The organism is Streptomyces sp. NPDC007205 (genome assembly GCF_040634095.1).
Classification (GTDB): Bacteria; Actinomycetota; Actinomycetes; order Streptomycetales; family Streptomycetaceae; genus Streptomyces.
This window is the reverse complement of record NZ_JBEYEW010000009.1, coordinates 84,465-105,247: the sequence shown is the minus strand read 5'-3', so window position 1 is coordinate 105,247 and position 20,783 is coordinate 84,465. Positions and strand designations below refer to the sequence as shown.

General features: G+C 71.5%; 19 protein-coding genes and 3 pseudogenes. 11 read left to right on the top strand and 11 right to left on the bottom strand.

Translation table 11 applies throughout. From position 1 onward, the window contains the following. Nucleotides 1-2 precede the first annotated feature (2 nt). Nucleotides 3-2,750 (top strand): alkaline phosphatase family protein, encoded by a 2,748-nt coding sequence (locus ABZ624_RS17565; protein WP_360088870.1) that lies wholly within the window; start codon nt 3-5, stop codon nt 2,748-2,750. Nucleotides 2,751-3,203: 453 nt separating this feature from the next. Here the strand turns inward: ABZ624_RS17565 and ABZ624_RS17560 are convergent, their stop codons facing one another. From ABZ624_RS17560 to ABZ624_RS17550, 3 genes are all read right to left on the bottom strand, one after another. Beyond that, nucleotides 3,204-3,716: a DUF2231 domain-containing protein gene (locus ABZ624_RS17560; protein WP_360088867.1), complete on the bottom strand. Its 513-nt coding sequence runs from the start codon at nt 3,714-3,716 to the stop codon at nt 3,204-3,206. Between the two features lie 294 nt (nt 3,717-4,010). Further along, entirely contained in the window at nt 4,011-4,568 is a 558-nt protein-coding gene (locus ABZ624_RS17555; RefSeq protein ID WP_360088864.1) for a GNAT family protein, read from the bottom strand. A gap of 83 nt (nt 4,569-4,651) precedes the next feature. Continuing rightward, nucleotides 4,652-5,467, bottom strand: a complete 816-nt coding sequence (locus tag ABZ624_RS17550) for an SAM-dependent methyltransferase (RefSeq protein ID WP_360088861.1) — start codon at nt 5,465-5,467, stop codon at nt 4,652-4,654. A 94-nt stretch (nt 5,468-5,561) separates the two neighbouring features. On the opposite strand from ABZ624_RS17550, the gene ABZ624_RS17545 reads away from it, so the two are divergent. Continuing rightward, nucleotides 5,562-6,698 carry a CapA family protein gene (locus ABZ624_RS17545; RefSeq protein WP_360088858.1) on the top strand — a complete coding sequence of 379 codons (1,137 nt, stop codon included), beginning with the start codon at nt 5,562-5,564 and terminating at the stop codon, nt 6,696-6,698. Between the two features lie 103 nt (nt 6,699-6,801). Beyond that, nucleotides 6,802-7,119 (top strand): hypothetical protein, encoded by a 318-nt coding sequence (locus ABZ624_RS17540; protein ID WP_360089391.1) that lies wholly within the window; start codon nt 6,802-6,804, stop codon nt 7,117-7,119. An 82-nt stretch (nt 7,120-7,201) separates the two neighbouring features. Here ABZ624_RS17540 and ABZ624_RS17535 read toward each other — a convergent pair. From ABZ624_RS17535 to ABZ624_RS17515, 5 genes and pseudogenes are all read right to left on the bottom strand, one after another. Next, nucleotides 7,202-7,461: pseudogene (locus ABZ624_RS17535) on the bottom strand (TetR-like C-terminal domain-containing protein); the annotation flags it as partial. A 211-nt stretch (nt 7,462-7,672) separates the two neighbouring features. After that, nucleotides 7,673-8,368: an orotidine-5'-phosphate decarboxylase gene (pyrF, locus tag ABZ624_RS17530; protein ID WP_360088855.1), complete on the bottom strand. Its 696-nt coding sequence runs from the start codon at nt 8,366-8,368 to the stop codon at nt 7,673-7,675. 4 nt (nt 8,369-8,372) lie between these two features. Beyond that, nucleotides 8,373-9,908: an aldehyde dehydrogenase family protein gene (locus tag ABZ624_RS17525; RefSeq protein WP_360088852.1), complete on the bottom strand. Its 1,536-nt coding sequence runs from the start codon at nt 9,906-9,908 to the stop codon at nt 8,373-8,375. 24 nt (nt 9,909-9,932) lie between these two features. After that, on the bottom strand, nt 9,933-10,244 hold the full coding sequence (locus ABZ624_RS17520; RefSeq protein WP_360088849.1) for a hypothetical protein: 312 nt from the start codon (nt 10,242-10,244) through the stop codon (nt 9,933-9,935). Nucleotides 10,245-10,266: 22 nt separating this feature from the next. Continuing rightward, on the bottom strand, nt 10,267-11,439 hold the full coding sequence (locus ABZ624_RS17515) for an FAD-binding oxidoreductase (protein ID WP_360088846.1): 1,173 nt from the start codon (nt 11,437-11,439) through the stop codon (nt 10,267-10,269). A gap of 388 nt (nt 11,440-11,827) precedes the next feature. Between ABZ624_RS17515 and ABZ624_RS17510 the strand changes: the two are divergent. The 3 genes and pseudogenes from ABZ624_RS17510 to ABZ624_RS17500 all read left to right on the top strand — a co-directional run. After that, nucleotides 11,828-12,115 (top strand): annotated as a pseudogene (locus tag ABZ624_RS17510) (helix-turn-helix domain-containing protein); the annotation flags it as partial. A 16-nt stretch (nt 12,116-12,131) separates the two neighbouring features. Then, nucleotides 12,132-12,749: a TOPRIM nucleotidyl transferase/hydrolase domain-containing protein gene (locus ABZ624_RS17505; protein WP_360088843.1), complete on the top strand. Its 618-nt coding sequence runs from the start codon at nt 12,132-12,134 to the stop codon at nt 12,747-12,749. Nucleotides 12,750-12,960: 211 nt separating this feature from the next. Further along, the gene (locus ABZ624_RS17500) at nt 12,961-13,665 is read left to right on the top strand and encodes a hypothetical protein (protein ID WP_360088840.1); all 705 of its coding nucleotides are present in this window, start codon (nt 12,961-12,963) and stop codon (nt 13,663-13,665) included. Nucleotides 13,666-13,727: 62 nt separating this feature from the next. On the opposite strand, the gene ABZ624_RS17495 is transcribed toward ABZ624_RS17500, so the two are convergent. Further along, nucleotides 13,728-14,702: an aminoglycoside phosphotransferase family protein gene (locus tag ABZ624_RS17495; protein WP_360089388.1), complete on the bottom strand. Its 975-nt coding sequence runs from the start codon at nt 14,700-14,702 to the stop codon at nt 13,728-13,730. Between ABZ624_RS17495 and ABZ624_RS17490 the strand changes: the two are divergent. Both ABZ624_RS17490 and ABZ624_RS17485 read left to right on the top strand, forming a co-directional pair. Continuing rightward, nucleotides 14,677-14,799 (top strand): annotated as a pseudogene (locus tag ABZ624_RS17490) (carbohydrate ABC transporter permease); the annotation flags it as partial. The gene ABZ624_RS17495 and the pseudogene ABZ624_RS17490 overlap by 26 nt on opposite strands. A gap of 148 nt (nt 14,800-14,947) precedes the next feature. Then, nucleotides 14,948-15,367, top strand: a complete 420-nt coding sequence (locus ABZ624_RS17485) for a hypothetical protein (RefSeq protein ID WP_360088837.1) — start codon at nt 14,948-14,950, stop codon at nt 15,365-15,367. Between the two features lie 169 nt (nt 15,368-15,536). Here the strand turns inward: ABZ624_RS17485 and ABZ624_RS17480 are convergent, their stop codons facing one another. Continuing rightward, nucleotides 15,537-16,499: a YafY family protein gene (locus ABZ624_RS17480; protein ID WP_360088834.1), complete on the bottom strand. Its 963-nt coding sequence runs from the start codon at nt 16,497-16,499 to the stop codon at nt 15,537-15,539. Nucleotides 16,500-16,592: 93 nt separating this feature from the next. Between ABZ624_RS17480 and ABZ624_RS17475 the strand changes: the two genes are divergently transcribed. From ABZ624_RS17475 to ABZ624_RS17465, 3 genes are read left to right on the top strand one after another with little or no spacing between them, the layout of a single operon-like run. Then, a complete protein-coding gene (locus ABZ624_RS17475; RefSeq protein WP_360088831.1) occupies nt 16,593-17,312 on the top strand; it encodes an NAD(P)-binding domain-containing protein in 720 nt (239 codons plus the stop codon). A 41-nt stretch (nt 17,313-17,353) separates the two neighbouring features. Further along, nucleotides 17,354-17,755, top strand: coding sequence for a VOC family protein (locus ABZ624_RS17470; protein WP_360088828.1), 402 nt, complete (start codon nt 17,354-17,356; stop codon nt 17,753-17,755). Nucleotides 17,756-17,771: 16 nt separating this feature from the next. Next, nucleotides 17,772-19,013 (top strand): winged helix DNA-binding domain-containing protein, encoded by a 1,242-nt coding sequence (locus tag ABZ624_RS17465; protein ID WP_360088825.1) that lies wholly within the window; start codon nt 17,772-17,774, stop codon nt 19,011-19,013. Here ABZ624_RS17465 and ABZ624_RS17460 read toward each other — a convergent pair. Beyond that, the gene (locus tag ABZ624_RS17460) at nt 18,979-20,685 is read right to left on the bottom strand and encodes a DUF885 domain-containing protein (RefSeq protein WP_360088822.1); all 1,707 of its coding nucleotides are present in this window, start codon (nt 20,683-20,685) and stop codon (nt 18,979-18,981) included. The genes ABZ624_RS17465 and ABZ624_RS17460 overlap by 35 nt on opposite strands. Between the last annotated feature and the right edge of the window lie 98 nt (nt 20,686-20,783).

Sequence of the window (20,783 nt, the reverse complement as noted above, 5' to 3'; positions counted from 1 at the left end):
TCATGCAGGTAACCCGCAACCGCCGCCCCGCCACGAGGGCGGTTCCCGGCAGACGCATCGGCCGTCGGGGCACCCTCACGGCCGGCGCCACCGCGGTCGTCCTCGCCGTCACCGCCGGCATCGGTTACGCCCAGACCCGCCAGTTCGGCACCGACCAGGTCGGCCAGATGACCGACCGGGGCCAGGTCATCTCCAGCGACCAGTACCTCGCCCCGTACGGCGACCGCCTCCTTCTCAACAACGGCAAGATCATGTCGTCTACGGTCAGCCCGGACGGCACCCACCTCGCCGCCGCGGTCACCGACGGCGGCAGCGCACTGACCATCGTCGACGTGCAGAACTGGAAGGTGCAGCAGGTCGTCGGCACCGCCGCGTCGTCGATCCCGCGCCTCAGCAGCAACTCCGTGGGCCAGGAGGGCCCGACGTACTCGCCCGACGGCAAGCAGCTGTGGCTGGGCCAGACCGACGGCTACACCAGGTTCACGGTCCACCCGGACGGCACGGTCGCCGACCCGACGCCGGTCACGATCCCGGCGGACGGAGCCAAGCGCGCCCTGGTCGGCCAGGCCGTGTTCTCGTCCGACGGCTCCACCGTGTACTCCGCGGTCAACGGCCAGAACCGGGTGGTCGCCATCGACGCGGCGACCGGCGCCATCGAGCAGAGCTGGCCCGTGGGCAACGCCCCACGCGACATGGTCCTGGCCGGCGGCAAGCTCTACGTCAGCAACGAGGGCGGACGCCCGGCGCAGTCCGGCGACACGACCATGAACTCGTACGGCACCCAGGTGCCGGCCGACCCGAAGACCGGTGCCACCACCACCGGCACGGTCAGCGTCATCGACCTGGCGAACCCGACCGCGGCCCCCGCGAGCATCGACGTCGGTCTGCACCCGACCGCCCTGTACGCCAGGGGCAGGTCCCTGTTCGTCACCAACACGGCCGGCAACGACGTGTCGGTCATCGACACCTCCCGCGACAAGGTCGTACAGACCATCTCCACCCAGCCGTGGCCGGAGGCATCGGTGGGCTACGAGCCCAACGCGGTGACGCTCACCGACGACGGCCGTCTCCTGGTGACGCTCGGCCGCGCCAACGCGGTCGCCGTCTACCGGTACGAGAACCCGCTGGAGCCGGTGCGCTTCGTCGGCCTGCTCCCGACGGACTACTTCCCCGCGGAGATCACGACCGTAGGCGACCAGGTGCTGGTCTCCAACACCCGTGGCATCGACGCCCGCCGCCCGAACAACCCCGCCGGGCACGGCACCCACGACACGACGTCGAGCGTGCAGCGGTTCACGCTGCCGGACGACAGCGTCATCCGGTCCGAGACGGTCAAGGTCTTCCGGCAGAACGGCTGGACCCCCGGCTCGGTCGAGCAGGCCAAGGGCAAGGGCCACGCCTGGCCGATTCCGGTCCCGACACGGCTCGGCGACCCCTCGACGATCAAGCACGTCTTCCTGATCGTCAAGGAGAACCGGACCTACGACCAGGTCTACGGTGACATGCCCCAGGGCAACGGCGACCCGTCGGTGACGCAGTTCGGCGAGAACGTGACGCCGAACCAGCACGAGCTGGCCCGGCAGTTCGGCCTGTACGACAACACCTACGACATCGGCACCAACTCCGCCGAGGGCCACAACTGGCTGATGCAGGCCGACGACCCGGAGTACACCGAGTCCTCGGCCGGTGAGTACCAGCGCAGCTACGACACCGAGAACGACGTCCTCGGCCACCAGAAGTCCGGCTTCATCTGGACGGGTGCGCAGGCGGCGGGCAAGACGGTACGGGACTTCGGCGAGTTCCAGTCGATCGAGAGCAAGCCGGCCGGCGCGACCTGGCAGAACCTGTACTGCGACGCCAAGGACATGGACGCGACCGGCCAGTCCACCGCCTACCCCATACAGACGGGCTCGGCGATCCCGTCGCTCAACGCCGTGTCCGCGCCCGGGTTCCCGATGTTCGACCTCGACGTCCCGGACATCTACAAGTACGAGATCTGGAAGCAGGACTTCGAGAAGAACGGGCCGGCGAACCTGAACATGTTCTGGCTCTCCAACGACCACACCGGTGGTCCGGCGAGCCCGGCGGCCCAGGTGGCGGACAACGACCTCGCGGTCGGCAGGATGGTCGACGAGATCTCCCACAGCGCGTACTGGAAGGACTCGGCGATCTTCGTGGTCGAGGACGACTCCCAGGCCGGCCTCGACCACGTCGACGGCCACCGTGCCCCGATCCAGATCATCAGCCCCTGGGCCCGGCGTGACACGGTCGACAGTCACTACTACTCCCAGATCACGGTGATCCGCACCATCGAGCAGATCCTCGGGATCCACCCGATGAACCAGAAGGACAGCGCGGCCACCCCGATGACCCGCGCCTTCACCTGGCGTCCGGACCTCACGCCGTTCACCGCGCTGCCCAACCGGACCTCGCTGACCGACGGCCTGAAGACGCCGCCCTCCTGCGGCGTGGACACCCCCGCGCCGCAGAACCCGAGCGCGGCGGCCGTGCCGTCGGCTAAGGTACCCGCGGACAAGCAGAAGCTCGCGGCCGAGTGGGACGCCTGGAAGTCCAAGCAGCACCTGACCGGTCCGCACGCCATACCCGACTTCGCCAATCCCGCGCAGATGAACCACCTCACGTGGTACCAGACGCACAACTGGACCAAGCCGTACCCCGGCGAGAAGAAGATCTACGCACCGAACGACGTACCGGGTGCCTACATCCCGTCGTCGGAGTCCGACGGCTGACGCAGACCGACCCCGTCGAGGACCCCTGGCCGGCCATACCGCCTGCCAGGGGTTCCGGTGAGTCCCGAAAGAGCCTCCTATGGGCGCATGAGGATGCGCGACGCTGACGAGACCTGTGGCATCGCTCCGGCCGCCCCCGTCCTGGGGGGCTGGTGGAACGTGCCGGTGCTGCGGGGGCGCATGACCTTGCCGCTGCGGGTGTGCGGCAGGTGCTGGTCGAAGGCGCTTACAGCCTGGGCCCGCCCGGCCCGCCACACCACGGGCCGCTCGGGCCCGACCGGGGGGCCTTCGGCCCATGTCTGCGGCGTCGCAGGCACCGGCTGACCGCCTCGCGAAGCACGGCTGTGGGCTGATGGGGCTCCGGCGGAGCGCCGTCGCCTCCTCGGCCCAGGTCAGGGGCGAGGCCGGTGGTACGACGCTCCCGAACGGCGCATCGGCTGCGCCGGCCGCGGATCAGGAGCCGTCCTGTGACCGCGTCGCCGTCTTGGAGTAGGCGTCATGCCAGGCAGCCTTCGCCCCCGAGTCGCCGATCCGGTAGACGTCCACGACCGCCCCCGCTGCGACCGCCAGCGAGAGCACGCCCACGACGATCCGCACCGGCAGGGCGGACCAGCGCGCGGCGCCGCCCTGTCCAGGCACGGCCGGAGCCCTCCGCCCCGCCCACCACACGAGCGCCGCCAGCACGAACAGACCCAGGGCCCACGGCAGCAGTCCGTCGCCCAGCTCGGTGTGCCGGCGTACCAGTGCGTCGTCGTCCACGTGCTGTTCGAGCCACTCACCGGCGTGCGTGGTCAGCGGAACGCTGACCAGAGCCACCAGAGCCAGCAGCGGCAGCAGGGGACCCAGCCGCCGGGCGGCGCGCGGCCACAGCGCGGCCGTCACCAGGGCCAGCGCGGTGAGGGGTATCAGCACGACGACCACATGGACCAGCAGGACATGGGCGGGCAGACCGTTGACCAGATTCATCAGTGGGCTCCAGAGGGGGCGAGGGCGCGCCAGCCTGGCACAGCAACCTCTCAGTTGCCTCTCAGCCGGTCCGGCGGGAGGCATCCCCGGGCGGGCCGCGAACTCGACTTCCTGGACGCGGGTACGGGCAACGGCACCCCGCGCGCCCGTCCGGCGCCGCGGTCCGCACCGGTCGGGGTCGGCGCCGGCCGGCCGGCAGCTGGGCCGCGGTTCCCGTGAACCACTCGATCGCCGGTCAGAGGACGAGAACCCCGCGGCCTTCGCGCACACCCGGGTCGCCGCTCACGACCGGCCTCATGCCTCGCGCATCGGATGCCGTCGGGCGAACTCTTCGGAGAGCATGCCCATCATGACGAGATCGCGGTGCCGGCCGGAGAGGAACACCCGATCGCGCAGCCGGCCCTCCTCGACGAACCCCAGCCGCTGGTGCAGCGCGAGCGACGCTTCGTTGTGCGCGAAGATCCGTGCTTCGCACCGGTGAAAACGCCGCTCGGCGAACATGAAGCGCAACAGCAGTACGGCGGCCTGTGCCGCATAGCCCTTGCGCCGGTGTTCCGCGCCGATCGTGATGCCGTACTCGAACCAGCCCGCGCATGGGTCGGCGTGGTACGAGCCGACAGCACCGACCAGTTCCCCCGAGTCGACGGCCTCGATGGCGAGTTGGAAGCAGTCACCGTCGGGTGTGGTGACGGCCTGCTCCTTGGCCCAGGTGCGCAAGCCCTCGGCGGAGCGCGGCGGGTTCAGCAGGTCTCCCAACTGCTCCTCGTCTTCGGCGAAGCGCATGAACGCGGCCCAGTCGTCGGGTTCGATACCGCGCAGGCGTATCCGCTCGCCCCTCCAGAACGATGTCATCACGCCATCCGATCATGGTGAAAGACGCGACGTCCAGGGCTTGCGCGGCTCAGCCGTGTGAACGGCGCTCCGCCGGTCGCTGGTCACGGCTTGCGGGCGAGTCCGCCGTGCTCGGCGATGACCTCCGGAGCGGGCGGGCCGGGCTCCGGACGCCACTGCGTGACGGACACGACGCCCGGCTCGATGAGCTCCAAGCCGTCGAAGAACGCGCTGATCTCGTCGACGGTCCGCAGGTTGTACGGCACGGCGCCGCTGTTGTTGTAGGCATCCTGGGCCTGCTCGAAGACGGGGTCGATGCCCCGCGAACCATCGTTGACAGAGAGGTAACTCCCCGACGGCAGGGCGTCCATGAGACGGGTGGCGATGGAGCGGGCCTGATCGTGGTCGGCGACGTGTCCGAGGATGTTGCTCAGGACCAGCGCGGTGGGGCGGCCGAAGTCGAGTGTCTCGGCGGCGGCCGCGAGGATGCGCTCCGGGTCGGTCACATCGGCGTCGATGTAGGCGGTCGCACCCTCCGGGGAGGAGTAGAGCAGGGCTCGGGCGTGCGCGAGGACCATCGGGTCGTTGTCGACGTAGACGATCCGTGCTTCAGGAGCGAGCCGCTGGGCGACCTCATGCGTGTTCTCGGCGGTCGGCAGGCCGGTGCCGACGTCCAGGAACTGCCGGATGCCCGCCTCACGGACCAGATACGAGATGGTGCGGTGCAGGAAGGCCCGGCTGCTGCGGGCGATCGTGACGATGCCGGGGAAGACCGCGGTGTACGCGTCGCCGGCCTCCTCGTCGACGGGGTAGTTGTCCTTGCCGCCGAGCCAGTAGTTCCAGATGCGGGCGGAGTGCGGCACCGAAGTGTCGATCTTCAGCCGGGTCGCTGCTTCGGGCGTCGTCGCGGGGTCGGTCATCAGTCGTGTCCGTCTTTTCCGTCGGGTTGTCCGTCGTGGCGTGGATCATTCACGGCACAACCTACGCCCGGGAGAACGAGCCTAGTGTGGGGTTATGGCCGGCGGTGTGGTGACGCTGTTCCTGTGCGGGGACGTGATGCTCGGGCGCGGCGTCGACCAGATCCTTCCGCACCCCGGAAGTCCGGTGCTGCGCGAGGGGTACGTGACGGATGCCCGGTCGTACGTCCAGCTGGCCGAGGCGGTCAGCGGCCCGATTCCCGCGCCCGTCGACCCGGCCTGGCCGTGGGGCGACGCGCTGCGGCTGCTCGACCGGTCCGTCCCGGACGCCCGGATCGTGAACCTGGAGACGGCTGTCACGGTGAGTGAGGAATTCGCGCAGGGGAAGGCGGTCCACTACCGGATGCACCCGGCCAACCTGCCGGCTCTGACGGTGGCCCGGCCCGACGTGTGCGTACTGGCCAACAACCATGTGCTGGACTTCGGCCGGCCGGGCCTGGAAGAAACACTGGACTCGCTCGCCGGCGCCGGGCTGCGGGCGGCGGGCGCGGGACGCACCGCCGACGAGGCCTGCGCGCCCGTCGCGGTCCCCGTGAGGCCCGGCCGCCGTATCCTGGTCCTCGCCCTGGGAACACTGTCCAGCGGCATCCCGCCTGACTGGGCCGCGACGCCGGACCGGCCCGGCGTCGCCTACGCCCGTGAGCTGTCGTCGTCGGCTGCCGAAGCGGCCGTCCGGCGCGTGCGGCGGTCGAAGCGGCCGGGAGACATCGTGGTCGTGTCGGTGCACTGGGGATCCAACTGGGGCTACCTCGTTCCCCGCGACCAGACGCGTTTCGCGCGCGCCCTGGTCGACGGTGGCGTCGACATCGTCCACGGGCACTCCTCACACCACCCCCGCCCCGTCGAGGTGTACCGGGACCGGTTGATCCTCTACGGCTGCGGCGACTTCATCGACGACTACGAGGGCATCTCGGGCTACGCGGAGTACCGCGACGACCTCCGGCTCGGCTACCTCGTCTCGGTGGACGCGGACACCGGGTGTACGACCGGCCTCCGGATGTTCCCCCTGCAGGCGCGGCGGATGCGGCTGGAGCCCGCGGCGGACCAGGACCGCGCATGGCTGCGTGCGACCCTCGACCGGATCAGCCACGGCGTACGGATCGGTGCGGAGGCCGACGGCATGCTCAGCCTCACACCCGGTGCGGCCGCCCCCCGGCCGGGGCCCTGCCGCTGAGCCGCGGGAGCGATGCCCGGTGCACCGCCCTTCGGGCCCGGTACGGCCGGAGAGGCGCGGGTACCCGTCCGGTCGGCAGACGTTCCCTGAGGAGATGACTCGGATGCTGTTCCTCGGACTGCTCCTGCTCGCGGGCACGGGCGCCTTCACCGCCCTGGCGATCGTCGGCAACATGTCCGGCGGCCCCGACTACACCGTTTCCGTCCTCGGCCACGACATCGCCACCATGAACGGCCTGGCCCTGTTCAGCTCCGGCCTCGCGCTGGCGCTCATCTTCTGCCTGGGCCTGGCGATGACGGCCATGAGCGCCGCCCACCGCCACCGCCACCGCCGCCCTCGCGCTCCCTGGACACGCAGGACGCAGGACACGACCACACTCGGCGGGATGACAGGGCCGGCAGGACCGGGGGCGCAGGCCTGAACCCATACGACAGGCGCTCGGCTCGGCTTCCAGTTCACATACGAGCTGGGTGCCGCGCCGGCCCGTCGCGACCGACCGCCCGTCACGCCGGCGCTTTGCCGTCCCGTACGCACGCCCCCGCGCGTGCGGCGATCGCGGCGGCCTCGTCGAGCGGGCCGCCGCTGATGAGCAGGTGGTAGCAGAGCGGGGTGGAGACCGCGCGGACCACCTCCTGGGCATCGGTGCCTCGGGCACCTCGCCCCGCTCGACGGCCTGTCGGACGCAGGGTGCCCATTCGCCGACGCGGATGTCGTAGAAGCGGTGCAGGGCCGCGGCCGTCTTCGCGTCGCCGGTGGCCGCGGCGGCACCGGTCGAAGAGGTGCTGGCGCCACTCTCGGCACCCTCGTACAGGCGGGAAAGGTGCGCTACGTCGGCCGCCGGCTGGTGGGCTGCCGGCGTCGACGGAGACCGAGCCGTGCACCGGATGGTCGAGACCCGAGCGGATCGCGGGGAGAAACGTCCCGCGTTGCTGGGGACCACCAACGTGACGGACCTGTCGGCCGGGTTGCCCCGCTCACCGGTCGAGGCTTGTACGGACGAGACGGAATGCGGCTGCCGGGTCCGCGGCCCGGGTGACGGTTCGGCCGACGACGACGTGGGAGGCGCCGGCGGCGATGGCGGCACGCGGTGTTCCGGGGCGGGCATGATCGGCCGGAGCGTCCCCGGGCAGGGTGACTCCGGGAGTGACGATCAGGGCATCGGTACCGAGCGTGCTGCGCAAGACCGCGGCATCCTGAGGCGAGGCGATCACACCATGACACCCGGCCTTGGCCGCCAGGCGGGCAAGCCTGAGCACCTGCTCCTCGACCGAGTCACCGACGCCGATGTCGGCAAGGTCCTCGCCGGTCATGCTGGTGACCACGGTCAAGGCAAGGATCCGCAGGCCGGGGAAGGCGCGGGCGGCGTCGACGGCGGCGGCCAGGATGCCCGTCCCACCCATGCCGTGCACCGTCACCATGGAGACGCCCAGTGCCCCTGCCGCGCGGACCGCACCTGCGACCGAGTGGGGGATCTCGAAGAGCTTGAGGTCCAGGAAGACCTCCTTGCCCTGGGCGACGAGGTGCTTGACGAAGTCGGGACCGGCCACGGTGAGGAGCTCCAGGCCGACCTTGTAGAAGCGGCACTCGTCGCCCAGCCGGTCGACTGTCCTCTCGGCGGTGGCGCGGTTGTCGCAGTCCAGCGCGACGATGATCGGGTTGTCTTGATCCACGCCGTCATTCTGCTGGGAAGCTGACGCCCTGGGCCAGGGTGAGTTCGCCGGAGTAGTTGATGGTGTTGGTGGCCGGGCGCATGTAGGACTTCCAGGCGTCGGAGCCCGACTCCCGGCCGCCTCCGGTGTCCTTCTCGCCGCCGAAGGCACCGCCGATCTCCGCGCCGGAGGTACCGATGTTGACGTTGGCGATGCCGCAGTCGGAACCGGCGGCGGACAGGAAGACCTCGGCTTCCTGCTGGTCGCGGGTGAAGATGCTCGACGACAGCCCCTGGGGAACGTCGTTGTGCAGGGTGATCGCCTCGTCGAGGGTGTCATAGGTGAGGACGTAGAGGATCGGCGCGAAGGTCTCCTCCCGTACGACGTCGGTCTGTTCGCCGACGCGGACGAGGACCGGTTCGGCGTAGGCCGCCGCGGGTGCGGCCTCGGCCAGGCGCCGGTTTCCGCCGGCCAGGACCTTGCCGCCCTGGGCCTGGACCCGGGAGAGTGCGTCGTGCATGGTGTCCAGCGCCTTGGCGGAGATGAGCGGGCCGACCAGCGTGGTGTCGTCGAACGGGTCACCGATGGGCAGCCGGGTGTAGGCGGCGGTCAGCCGCTCGATGACGGTGTCGGCGATGTCGCGGTGGACGATGAGGCGCCGCAGCGTCGTACAGCGCTGGCCCGCTGTGCCGGCCGCGGCGAAGACGATGGCCGGGACGGCGAGGTCCAGGTCGGCGGAAGGGGCGACGATCGCGGCGTTGTTGCCGCCGAGTTCCAGCAGGCTGCGGCCGAACCGGGCGGCCACGCGGGGGCCGACCTCGCGGCCCATGCGGGTGGAGCCGGTGGCGCTGACCAGGGCGACGCGGGGGTCGTCGACGAGCTTCTCGCCGACCGCGCGGCCACCGAGCAGCAGGCGGTGCACGTCCCGTGGTGCGCCCACCTCGTCGGCGGCGCGGGCGAGCAGGTGGTCGCAGGCCAGGGAGACCAGCGGCGTGAGCTCCGAAGGCTTCCAGATCACGGTGTCGCCGCAGACGAGGGCGATGGCGGTGTTCCATGACCACACCGCGGCGGGGAAGTTGAAGGCGGAGATGACACCGACCACGCCGAGCGGATGCCAGGTCTCCGCCAGCCGGTGACCAGGACGTTCCGAGGCGATCGTGCGGCCGTACAGCTGTCGGGACAGGCCTGCGGCGAAGTCGCAGATGTCGATCATCTCCTGGATCTCGCCCAGCGCTTCGGAGCGGATCTTGCCCGCCTCGATGGTCACGAGGTCGGCAAGATCGCCCTTGTGGCCGCGCAGCAACTCGCCCAGCCGGCGCACGAGTCCACCGCGGCGTGGCGCGGGCGTCGTGCGCCAGGTGAGGAAGGCCGTACGGGCGGCGGCGACGGCCTCTTCGGTGTCGGTGTCCATGGCCGCCGTCAGCCCGAAGAGGTGCTCGCCGGTCAGGGGCGTACGGGCGTGCAGGCCGCCGCCCTCGGGCACGCCGACGCCGATGTTCTCCAGCGCGGCACGGGCGCGGGCACGCAGGTCGTCCGTGGTGGGCAGTGCGGTGCTGGTCATGGCGGTCCTTGGAGGTGTGAGGGGTCAGCCGAGGGGGTGCGGGAGGTCGAGCTCACCGGCGACGCGGGAGAGGGAGCGGGTCTGCTGCTGCTCGTAGAGGGGGTAGGGGTCCAGGACGTCGAGGCCGATGGCGCCGGAGAGCCAGGCGTCGTCGTAGCCGGCGCCTGGCCGGTCGTCGTGGCGGATGCCCTCGCCACTCAGGTTGGACTGGAAGATGCCGACGGCGCAGCGGGGCAGGAAGTCCTCGTGGACGAGGGGTTCGGCGGTGACCCAGCCCTGCAGCGACAGCCGCGCCGCGAAGGCGGCCCGCAGCCGCCACTGACTGATCGTCGACATGCTTCGGCCTCTCGATCGGGGTTCACACCACGTGGGCTTCGGGGCGGGTTCCGGCGCCGTGACGGAACCGGTCGGCGCTGAGCGGGGAGATGTCGGTGAACGGCTCGCGCTCCAGATACAGGTCGCGTACGACCTCGCCGACCGCGGGCGCCTGGAGGAAGCCGTGCCCCGAGAACCCAGTGGCGTACAGGAAGCCGGGCAGTTCGCCGGAGCGGCCGATGAGCGCGTTGTGATCCGGCGTGACCTCGTACAGGCCGGCCCATCCACCGGCGGTCCGCAGGCCGGCCAGGGCCGGGGCACGGCGGCGGGCGACGGTGCGGAACAGCTCCAGCCAGTGCGGGGTCCAGGCGGTGTCGAAGCCGTCCTCCTCACCGGGATCGGCCAGCCCGAACAGCAGACCGTCGTCGCTGTTGTGGAAGTACGCGGTCGAGGAGAAGTCGATGGTGAACGGGATGCGCGGAGCGGGCGGCGTGAGCGGCTCGGTGAACGCCAGCTGCCGCCGTACGGGCCGGACCGGGAGGTCGACCCCGGCCATGGCGCCGATCCGCGCCGACCAGGCCCCCGCCGTACAGACGACAGTGGAACACGCGATACGGCCGTGACTGGTGTGCACGGCGACGACACGGTTTCCGGCCGTGTCGATGCCCACGACCGCGGTGTGGGCGACGAGGGTGACACCGGCCCGGGCCGCGGCCCGCGCATAGCCCTGGACGACCAGTGCGGGCCGGGCGTGCCCGTCGGCGGGGGAGTACGCGGCGGCCACGAGGCCGTCGGTGCCGAGGTAGGGGCACAGGCGCTGGGCGTCGGCGGGGCTGATCATGCGGCTCGGCACGGCGAGGCTGTTCTGCAGCTCGATGCCGGCCTCGAAATCGGTCGCCTGCTGATCGCTGTCGAGCAGGAAGAGATATCCGACGGTGTCGAGCTTGATATCGGCGCCGGGCCGCCGGGGGAACTCCCGGTAGGCGTGCAGGCTGCGGTTGCCCAGCTCGATGTTGAGCGGATCGGAGAACTGGGCGCGGACGCCGCCGATCGGCTTGCCGGAACTGCCGCAGCCGAGGTCGCCGCGTTCGACGACGACGATGTCCCGCACACCGGCCTCGGCGAGATGGAACGCGGTGCTCACACCCATGACACCGCCCCCGATGATCACCACATCGGCGGAGTCCGGAACGGTACGGAAGCCGGAGGAGGACAAGGGGCCACTCCCTTCCAGAGGCCACCCGGGTTCCTTTCCAAGGACGGCCCGTCAGTAACAAAGTGATACCGATCAGCTGCCAGAGCCATTGACCCCGGCGACGGACCGGGCGGCCCGCGGGCGTCCCGCAGGGCGTCGGGCCGCGTCCTGGGGAGCGACCGTGCGCTGCTGCGCCACGACCTCGCGGAGCGCGACGCCCGGCTGCTGCTGCGGGCCCAACGGGTCATGCGCAACTGAGCATCACGGCCGCGGCCCCGGCCGTCACTCGGCGATGCGCCACACGGTCGTGAGCCGGGCTCCGGGTGGGCCGACTCGGTTGACCTTCACCTTGGGGCAGGCCGCACCATCGACGGGGCCGGGCGATGTGCTCGGCGAGGGAGAAGCGAGCATGGGGTTGCTGACCATCGGGGCGTTCGCGAAGGCGTCCCGGCTGTCACCGAAGGCGCTGCGCCTCTACGACGATCTCGGTCTTCTGACTCCCGCCCGCGTCGACCCGGTGACCGGGTACCGCCTCTACGCACCCGCACAACTCGGCCGGGCCCGACTGGTCGCCTGGCTCAGGCGCCTGGGGATGCCGCTGGCCCGGATCCAGCACGTCTGCACGCTGGAGCCCGGCCCGGCGGCCCAGGAGGTGCGTGCGTTCTGGGCCCACGTGGAGGCCGACACCGCCGGCAAGGGCGGAGACTCGTTCCATGGCGGACATGGGGTCGTTCCGGGAAGCGGTCACCGCATGGGCGGCCGGTGGCCCCGGCGACCCCGCGCGTGAGCTGGCCGCTCGGCTGCGTGTCCGGGCGGCCGTCCTGCTCGAAGGGCCGAGCGACGCCGCAGCGGTCGACGCGCTGGCCGCGAGTCGCGGCCGGAACCTGGCGGCCGAAGGTGTCTGCGTCCTGGCGATGGGCGGTGCGATGGGCGTCGGACGCTTCGCCCGCCTCCTCGGGCCACCCGGGCTGGGTCTCCGCCTCACGGGACTGTGCGACGAGCGGGAGCGTGGCTACTACGCCCGCGGATGGGAGCGGGCCGGTGCGGCACAGCAGGAGTTCTTCGTCTGCGCGGCGGATCTGGAGGACGAGCTCATCCGCGCGCTGGGCGTGACCCACGTGGCGGAGCTGGTCCGGGCCGAGGGTGACCTGCGCGCCCTGCACACCTTCCTGCGCCAGCCCGCACAGCGGGGCCGCACCTCACAGCAGCAGTTGCGGCGCTTCCTCGGCACGAAGAAGGGGCGCAAGATCCACTACGGCCGCGTCCTCGTCGAGGCGCTCGACCCCGGCCGCACACCCGCCCCACTCGCCGGCCTGCTCAGCAGGCTGTGACGACGCGTGAGTCGGTGGGGTCACGCCTTTGAGCCGCAGCGCCGGACGGTGTCAGCGGCCGGTTCCTCCGAGCGCTCTCCGGCACCTGGCTACCGCGTCACCGGCCAGACGTGACATCGTTGCCCACGGCTGTCCCCTGCCGGCGCGGATCGGTGATGACCGTATACCTCTACCGCGGGGGGACGGACAGGACCGTGGGGAGTGGACTCTGGTGACGAGGTGGCAGCAGCCGCGGCTGCCGGTACGGGGACAGCGCCGGCCGGTTCCCGGTTCGCGCAGGCCGCAGCGAACGCATGCGGTTTCCGAACTCCGGGCCCAGGGCCTGTACGGCCCCGAACTCCGCGAGGTTCTCCCCGCGTTCGTGGGCCTCGGTCTTGCCGTGCTGGTCCCCGTCTGCCTGCTCGTCTGGCTTCAGCGCACCTCTGGCGTCCTCGGACTGGCGCTCGGCATCATCCTGCTGGCTTCGACCGCCGTGGTGGCCCTGCGCGTGCGCCGGACGGTCGTCCGCCGGCGCGGCGGCCGCTACACCGCGGCGGAGCTCGCCCGGCTCGACGAGCGCGGGCTGGCGGAGGCGGCGGCGCGCATCCTGCAGCGCGACGGCTGGCGCGTGGTCGACCTGACCCTGCAGCAGGGGAGGCGGCGCCTGCACGCCCGGGACCGCCAGGGGCGCCAACTGGACGTCGCGTTCCGCTCCGAGACGACGGCCGAGGAAGGTCGGAACTGGCGCGCATCCCTCGTCGAGAGGGGCCGCCCGGGCGCCGACCGCCCGATCCAGGTCATTGTCCACCCCGGCCGCTTCAGCCGCGCAGACATGGTGTGGGCCTCCCGCCAAGGCGACGTCCGCCTCCTGCCTGGCCGCCAACTGCAGCGCTGGGCGGCCGGCACGTCCCTGGACGATCTGGGGCTGCCAGGCTGACGCGGTACAAAGCCCGTCGGCCGGTGGGCGTTCGCCGCTCAGCGGTCGACGAGTGGCGGCAGTCAGGACACCTGGGCGCCGAACACGGCGTTGTGGCGGAGCTGTTCGGTGCACCACCGGAAATGTCCGTCAGTGTTGTCCATACCGAAGAGATCGTACGTGGTGAGGGCGTAGACGGCCTGGTAGACCGCAAGGGCGGCGGGCGCGTAGCCGAGCTCCTGTGCGAAGAGCCGGGTGAGTTCCGCAGCGTGCTCCCTGGCATAGGGGCCGTACATGTCCCAGACGGCTGCCGTGACCGCTGCTTCGAAGGCCGGATCGCCTGCCGTGGTGCAGAAACCGAAGTCGAGTACGGCGACGGGTCCGCCGGCACCGTCGGTGTGGATGTTGGGCGGGACCAGGTCACCGTGGATCGCTGTGACCGGAGCGTCGGGAAGCGACCTGAGCGCGCTCAGCGTGCGTGCGACTCCCGAGTCGAAGTCCGGCACCTGCCCGGCCAGGGCCCCGCCGTGCCGGGCCACGGCGCGGGTGACGAGCGCCGCGAGCGCGTCCTGGAAGCGGTGGTGGCCCTGCCACAGCGGACGGTCGTCGCCCTGCACGGTCAGCCGGCGCATCGCGTCCGTGCCCGGTACCGAGGCGAGGCCACGCAGTACGGTGAGCAGCGCGTTCTTGTGCTGGACGGGCAGCTCCCGCTCGGGGTCCTCGTGCGCGGAGTCGCCCCGCATCGGGGCGCCGGGCAGTGCGCGCTCGTACGTCACGACGACACCCTGGTGCTCCTGGACTTCAAGGATCTCCGGGGTGGCGAACGGCAGTGGGTGCTGCGCAAGCTCCGCATACACCCGGCGGGTGAGCGCGGTCGGCGGCCGACCGGTCCACACCTTGGCGACCCGGCCGTCGCCCAGCCGGTAGACGACGCCCTCGACGCCGGAGCCGACGCGGCGGGCGTTCGGGTGCCCGCGATCGGCGAAGTACCCGGGCCACGGGTCGGTAGTGGGGGACGGTACATCGGCGCCCCACGTCGGCCACTGGGGTTCGGTGATGGCGGCGTCCGTCCTGTCCGCGGTGCCGGCGGCGATGCTCCTCGTCCTCGCCCAGAAGTACGTCGCCGCCGGAATCACCGGCGGCTCCGTCAAGTGACCTCCGCGGCAGCTGTTACAAGACAGCGACATCACGCCGATGAACGCCTGCACCCACAGTGACGTCACTTCTAATGCCTACATCAATCGGCATGTAGCGCGCTTTCGATGCAAAAGCTGTTCCAGTCACGGAAAGGGACATATCTGTGATGGTCTCGAAGCGGCGTTCCCTGCGCACAGCCGTCGTCGGTGCCCTCGGCGCCGCCTCCCTCGCCCTCGCCGGCACCGCGATGGCCGCCACCCCGGCCCCGCACACCGCGTCTCCCGTCGCCGGTGCGCACAAGGCCCAGGCTCCCCAGGCCGGCATCACCGCCACGCCGTCGGTGTCCTCCGTCCGCGCCTGGCAGCTGTTCCGGGTCACCGGCAAGACGACCGGCCTCAAGGCGGGCAGCAAGGTGACCCTGCAGCAGAGGCAGCACGGCGCGTGGGTCAGCCTGCCCGCGTCCGCGCCCGTCGCGCGCAACGGCTCCTACTCGCTGGGCGTCAAGCTCGGTCTGAAGGGCAAGAACGACCTGCATGTCGTCAGCGGCAACACGGCCTCACCGGTCTTCAACGTGACGGTCCGCTGAGCCGGGCCGGCTCCGCGGCTCCGGCAAGCCGCCATCGGCGCGGGGACAGCCCTGCCCGCTCCGGTGGCGGGCAGGACCGTTCGCCGAACGCATGGATCGGTACGACGAGTCCGGCCACCTCGCCGAATCCCCTGGACGCGGACGCCCGGTGAGCAAGCCGCTGCTGAGGTCAGGGGCGTATCGCCCGCAGGGTGCGGTGGGCGGTGGTGCGGAGGTGGGTGAGGACGTCCGGGTCGGCGTCGAGGGTGTAGTCGCTGTCGAGGCCGGCCAGGGTCTGGGCGATGCGGGGCAGATGGTCGTCGGATGCGTTGACGCGGCAGGTGCGGTCGTCGATGGGCTCCAGACGGGTGGCCAGGCCGCGGGTGCGGGCGCGGACGTCCTCCGCGGGGGCGTGGACGGTGGCTACGGCGCGGTAGCGGGTGGGGGCGGCGGAGAGCCGGGCGGCGACGAACGCGGCGGGGTCGTCGCCGGGTACGGGACGGGGCGGGACGCGCCGGCCGGTGGGCAGGACGTCGGTGATGCGGTCCAGGCGGAAGAGGCGCCAGTCCTCTTTGCCGGTGTCGTACGCCAGCAGGTACCACAGGCCACCGGAATCGACGAGGTGGCAGGGTTCGGCCCGGCGCGGGGTGCCGGTGCCGTGGCGGGTGGTGTAGCCGAAGCCGACGATCTCGTGGTCACGGCAGGCGACGGCGAGTGTGGCCAGCAGCGCCGGGTCGACGCGCGGCCCCCGCTCCTCCCACACGATCCCGGCGAGGGAGGTCTGGAGGGCGGCGACCCGCCCGCGCAGCCGCTGCGGGAGGACCTGCTCCAGCTTGCCGAGGGCCCGCAGGGCGCTCTCCTCGATCCCGGCCAGGCCGCCGGCGGCGGTCCGCAGTGCGACGGCGATGGCGATGGCTTCCTCGTCGTCGAGGAGGAGGGGCGGCAGGCCGCTGCCCGAGGTGAGGCGGTAGCCGCCGGCGTGCCCGCGGGCGCTGTCGACGGCGTAGCCCAGTTCGCGCAGCCGGTCGATGTCACGGCGGACGGTGCGGACGGTCACATGGAGGCGTTCGGCGAGATCGGCGCCGGACCACTCCCGGCGGGTCTGCAGCAGGGACAGCAGCCGCAGCATCCGGGCGGTCATGTCACTCGTCATGCATTCCATGATGCCGCGCTCAAAGGACACCTCCTGTCCTGAAATCGCTCTACGGTGGACCCGTCCGCACGGAGCAAATCGGGAGGTTTCCCCATGACGATCGCCGTTCTCGGTACCGGTGGCGGTGCCCGCTGTCACATCGCCAAGCTGCTGGAACTCGGCCACGACGTGGTGGTCGGAACCCGCGACCCGGGGGCCACGCTGGCCCGCACCGAGCCCGACATGATGGGCACCCCGCCCTTCCGGCAGTTCCTCGGCGAGCACCCGCGCATCGAACTGCAGGCCTTCGGCGACGCGGCAGCCGCCTCGAACGGCCTCGTCATCAGCGGCATCGACGGCCACAACGCCGTCCGTGCGCTGTCCGCCATCGCCGACCAGCTCGCCGGCAAGACCCTGATCGACTACGCGGTGCCGTTCGTCTACCGGCACGAGCCCGAACACCCCTGGCCGACCCCGTGGGGGATCATGCCGAAACTGGAGCCGGTGGACACCGACAGCCTCGGTGAGCAGATCCAGCGCGCCCTGCCCCGGACGAAGGTCGTGAAGTCCTTCGTCACCCAGGAGCAGAGCACCGTCGTCGACCCGAAGAGCGTCGGCGGCGGGGAGCACACCATGTTCGTCGCCGGTGAGGACGCGGACGCCAAGCAGCAGGCCGTCGACCTCCTCACGTCCTACGGCTGGACCGACATCCTCGACCTCGGCCCGCTCGTCGCCGCACGCGGCATGGAGATGTACGCGCACATGCACTCGGCCATCGGCTTCGGTCTGGGTCAGCAGTTCGGCGGCCACTTCGGCATCAAGGTCGTCCGGTGACCTCGCGCACGACCGGAACGCCAGACGGTACGGAAAGAGAGATGACCGTGACGGGCACGAACACCCCGGCCCTGGCGGGGCAGGTCGCCTGCCAGGCGGTATGGGCACCCGACGGGCGCGCGCTGGCGGACTTCTACGCCGCCGCCCTGGGTACCGAGGTCAGCGAGATCTACCCGGACCAGGACGGCAACGAGACCGCCTTCGCCTTCTCCACCGGCGAGACGAGGTACGTCTTCTACACGTCCGCGTCCTTCACCGCCCCCGACTGGCCGAAGGGCGAACTCCCCTTCCACATCGACCTCGCCTACGACGACGTCACGGCAGCGGAGCAGCGGCTGCTGGAGCTGGGTGCCGCCAAGCCCGTCCACCAGCCCGGCGGCCGGCGCTGGACCGTCCTCCTGGACCCCTCCGGCCAGCCCTTCTGCATCCACCCGACCCACTGACCCCGGTACCGATGGAATGACTGTCCTGCCTCGCATCACCGCCGCGCAACGCCGTGCCCGCCTCGTCCTCCGTCACCTCCTGGCACCTTGCGCACGCAAGGACACGGCGGAGGGAGTCGCCGAGTCGCTGGTCGGTCTGCACGCCACCGACCCCGCCACCGTCTACCTCGCCGCCGCGGCCCGCATGCACGCCCCGACCGCGGCCGCCATCGACCACTCCCTCTACCACGCCCCCGACGGCGTTCCCGGGCTGGAGCGCATCCGCTGTATGCGCCGCACCATGTTCGTCGTCCCCGCCCCCCTGGCCCCGGCGATCCGGTCCGCCACCACCGCCCGCGACGCCCACCGCCACCGTGCCCACGCCACCGCCCAGTTGCGTGAGGGCCTCGGCTGGGACGAACGCCGCTGCGCCGCGATGGAGCAGGCTGTCCTGGAGGCCCTGACCGTACGCGGTGGGGCCACGGCGTCCGAACTCGCCCTCGACATACCCGACTTGCGTGAGCAGTTCATCACCTTCCCCGGGAAACCGTACGAGTCCCGGCAGCGCGCCAGCGGGCCCGTCCTGGCCCTGCTGGCTGCGGAGGGACACATCCGCCGCACCCGGCCGGCCGGCTCCTGGACCTCCGCCCAGTTCCGCTGGGTCCGCGCCCGCCCCCTGCCGGCCATCCCCGCAGCGGAGGCGAAGAGCACGCTCGCCCGCCACTACGTCGCCGCGTTCGGGCCGGTCACGGTCGAGGACCTGAAGTGGTGGACGGGCTGGAACGTGACCGACACCCGCAAGGCCCTCGCCGCCACCGGCGCTCAAGCCGTGGAACTCGACGAAGGCACCGGCTACCTCCTGCCCGAAGACCTCGAACACCTCCAAGCCCTCGAAGCCGCCGAGGGCCCCGAGCCCGCGGCAGCCCTGCTGCCCGGCCTGGACCCCACCCCCATGGGCTGGCGCCACCGCCACTGGTACCTCGACCCCGAACACACCAAGGCCCTCTTCGACCGCAACGGCAACATCGGCCCGACCATCTGGTGGAACGGCCGCATCGTCGGCAGCTGGGCCCAGCACGCGGACGGTCACCTCAACCACCACCTGCTGGCCGACCTCGGCAACGAGGCCCGCACCGCCATCGACGCCGAACTCCACCGCACCCTCACCTTCCTCGACGGCACCCGCGTCACCCCCTGCTACCGGACCCCCCTCGAACGCCGCCTCGCCTGCGCCGGCCGTCCGCTTACAGCGACGCGAGATTGTCGGCCAGGTCGGTGAGACCGAGTGAGCCCTGGCTGAGCGCGTTCATGTGCCAGGCCCGCAGGTCGAAACCGGTGCCGAGGCGGCGGCGGGACGCCTCACGGCCCTGCAGCCACGCGCGCTCTCCCAGCTTGTAGCCGATGGCCTGGCCGGGCCGGCCGAGGTACCGGTCGATCTCGCTGGTACGGCGGGCTGTGCCACTGCCGTGGTGGGCGGCCATGAACGCGGTGGCGAGCTCCGGCGTCCAGCGTTCGCCCGGGTGGAAGCCGGAGTCGTCGGGGATGACCAGTTCCAGGTGCATGCCGATGTCGATGATCACGCGGATGATACGGAGCATCTGCTTGTCGAGATAGCCCAGGCGGCGGGCGGGGTCGGTGAAGAAGCCCAGTTCGTCCATCAGACGCTCGGCGTACAGGGCCCAGCCCTCCTTGTTGGCGCTGACCGCGCCCAGAGTCATCTGGTAGGGGCTGAGGCGGTCTGCGGCGGCGGTCCATCGGGCGGTCTGCAAGTGGTGCCCGGGGACGCCCTCGTGGTACCAGGTGCTGACGAGCTGCCAGGTGGGGAAGGTGTGTTGCCCCAGAGTGGGCAGGTACGTGCGGCCGGGGCGGCTGAAGTCCAGGCTGGGACCGTTGTAGTACGGAGCGCCGGCACTGCCCGTCGGTGCGATCCTCGTCTCCACCCGACGCAGGGGCCCGGAGATGTCGAAGTGGGTGCCGTCGAGGGCGTCGATCGCCTCGTCCATGATCTGCTGGAGCCAGGCGCGGATGTTCTCCTCGCCCACGACGGAGTGCCCGTGCCGGTTCAGGTGGTCCATGGTCTCCCGGGCACCCGCGTCCGGAAGGATCCGGTCGGCCTCGGTCTGCATCTCGGCGACCGTCCGGTGGAACTCCTCCCAGGCCCAGGCGTACGCCTCGGCGGGGTTCACCTCGGCGCCGTTGGCCCAGCGGGCCGAGCGCAGGTAGCGCTCACGGCCGACGGCGTCCGGGGTGCCGTCCGCGGCGGGCAGGTAGGTGTCGCGCAGCCAGTCGCGGAAGCCGGCCACCGCGGTCGTCGCCCGGTCGGCGGCGGCGTCCAGTTCGGGCCTGAGCCGGTCCGGTCCACCGGCCACGAACGTGGCGAACCAGCTCGCGCCGCCGACGTCCTGCCCGGTCCAGGCGGCGAGCTGCCCGACGACGGCCCGGGCCTGCCGGGGCGCGCAGAGCAGCCCACGGGCGATCCCCTCGGTGAGGGTCGCCCGATAGCCGTCCAGCGCGCCGGGCAGGTTGCGCAGCCTCCCGGCCACCGTCTCCCAGTCCTCGTCCGTGTCGGTGGACATCAGCGTGAAGATGCTCCGCACCCTGTGCACCGGCGAGTTGGCGTTGCTCAGCTGGCGGAAGTGGTCACCCGCCTCGTGCAGGGCGCCTTCCGCCGTCAGCCGCTCCCGCAGCAGCCGGGCGCAGTTCCGCTCCACGTCCTCGAACACCACACCGTCCTTCTCTGCGGTCCGCTCGGTGGCGTCGAGCGCGGAGAGCGTTCGCCGGGCCAGTTCGGCGAGCGCCTCGAAGCCCTGCGGAGACAGATCCGGCTGCCGGTCGTCCTCGGGATGCAGCCCGAGTCGGGTCGAGATCACCGGGTCGAGGGCGGCGACCTGCGCGACGTAGTCGTCGGCGATCCGGCGCGGGGTGCTCATCTTCTCGGACACGGCGCTCATGCTGACGTACCGTCACCGACGGTGTCAGCCACACGCCGTCGGTTTCCGGCCGCTCGGCAACACATGCGGAACCTGAGGCCGGCGGAGTCCCACTCTCC

Bases quoted from the DNA above. Each gene is read 5' to 3' on its own strand.
- ABZ624_RS17545 (WP_360088858.1), top strand. From the start codon at position 5,562: ATGGCCGGCGGTGTGGTGACGCTGTTCCTGTGCGGGGACGTGATGCTC.
- ABZ624_RS17475 (WP_360088831.1), top strand. From the start codon at position 16,593: ATGACGATCGCCGTTCTCGGTACCGGTGGCGGTGCCCGCTGTCACATC.
- ABZ624_RS17465 (WP_360088825.1), top strand. From the start codon at position 17,772: ATGACTGTCCTGCCTCGCATCACCGCCGCGCAACGCCGTGCCCGCCTC.
- ABZ624_RS17505 (WP_360088843.1), top strand. From the start codon at position 12,132: ATGGCGGACATGGGGTCGTTCCGGGAAGCGGTCACCGCATGGGCGGCC.
- ABZ624_RS17485 (WP_360088837.1), top strand. From the start codon at position 14,948: ATGGTCTCGAAGCGGCGTTCCCTGCGCACAGCCGTCGTCGGTGCCCTC.
- ABZ624_RS17480 (WP_360088834.1), bottom strand. From the start codon at position 16,499: ATGACGAGTGACATGACCGCCCGGATGCTGCGGCTGCTGTCCCTGCTG.
- ABZ624_RS17470 (WP_360088828.1), top strand. From the start codon at position 17,354: ATGACCGTGACGGGCACGAACACCCCGGCCCTGGCGGGGCAGGTCGCC.
- ABZ624_RS17525 (WP_360088852.1), bottom strand. From the start codon at position 9,908: ATGACCAGCACCGCACTGCCCACCACGGACGACCTGCGTGCCCGCGCC.
- ABZ624_RS17560 (WP_360088867.1), bottom strand. From the start codon at position 3,716: ATGAATCTGGTCAACGGTCTGCCCGCCCATGTCCTGCTGGTCCATGTG.
- ABZ624_RS17460 (WP_360088822.1), bottom strand. From the start codon at position 20,685: ATGAGCGCCGTGTCCGAGAAGATGAGCACCCCGCGCCGGATCGCCGAC.
- ABZ624_RS17550 (WP_360088861.1), bottom strand. From the start codon at position 5,467: ATGACCGACCCCGCGACGACGCCCGAAGCAGCGACCCGGCTGAAGATC.
- ABZ624_RS17555 (WP_360088864.1), bottom strand. From the start codon at position 4,568: ATGACATCGTTCTGGAGGGGCGAGCGGATACGCCTGCGCGGTATCGAA.
- ABZ624_RS17565 (WP_360088870.1), top strand. From the start codon at position 3: ATGCAGGTAACCCGCAACCGCCGCCCCGCCACGAGGGCGGTTCCCGGC.
- ABZ624_RS17540 (WP_360089391.1), top strand. From the start codon at position 6,802: ATGCTGTTCCTCGGACTGCTCCTGCTCGCGGGCACGGGCGCCTTCACC.
- ABZ624_RS17520 (WP_360088849.1), bottom strand. From the start codon at position 10,244: ATGTCGACGATCAGTCAGTGGCGGCTGCGGGCCGCCTTCGCGGCGCGG.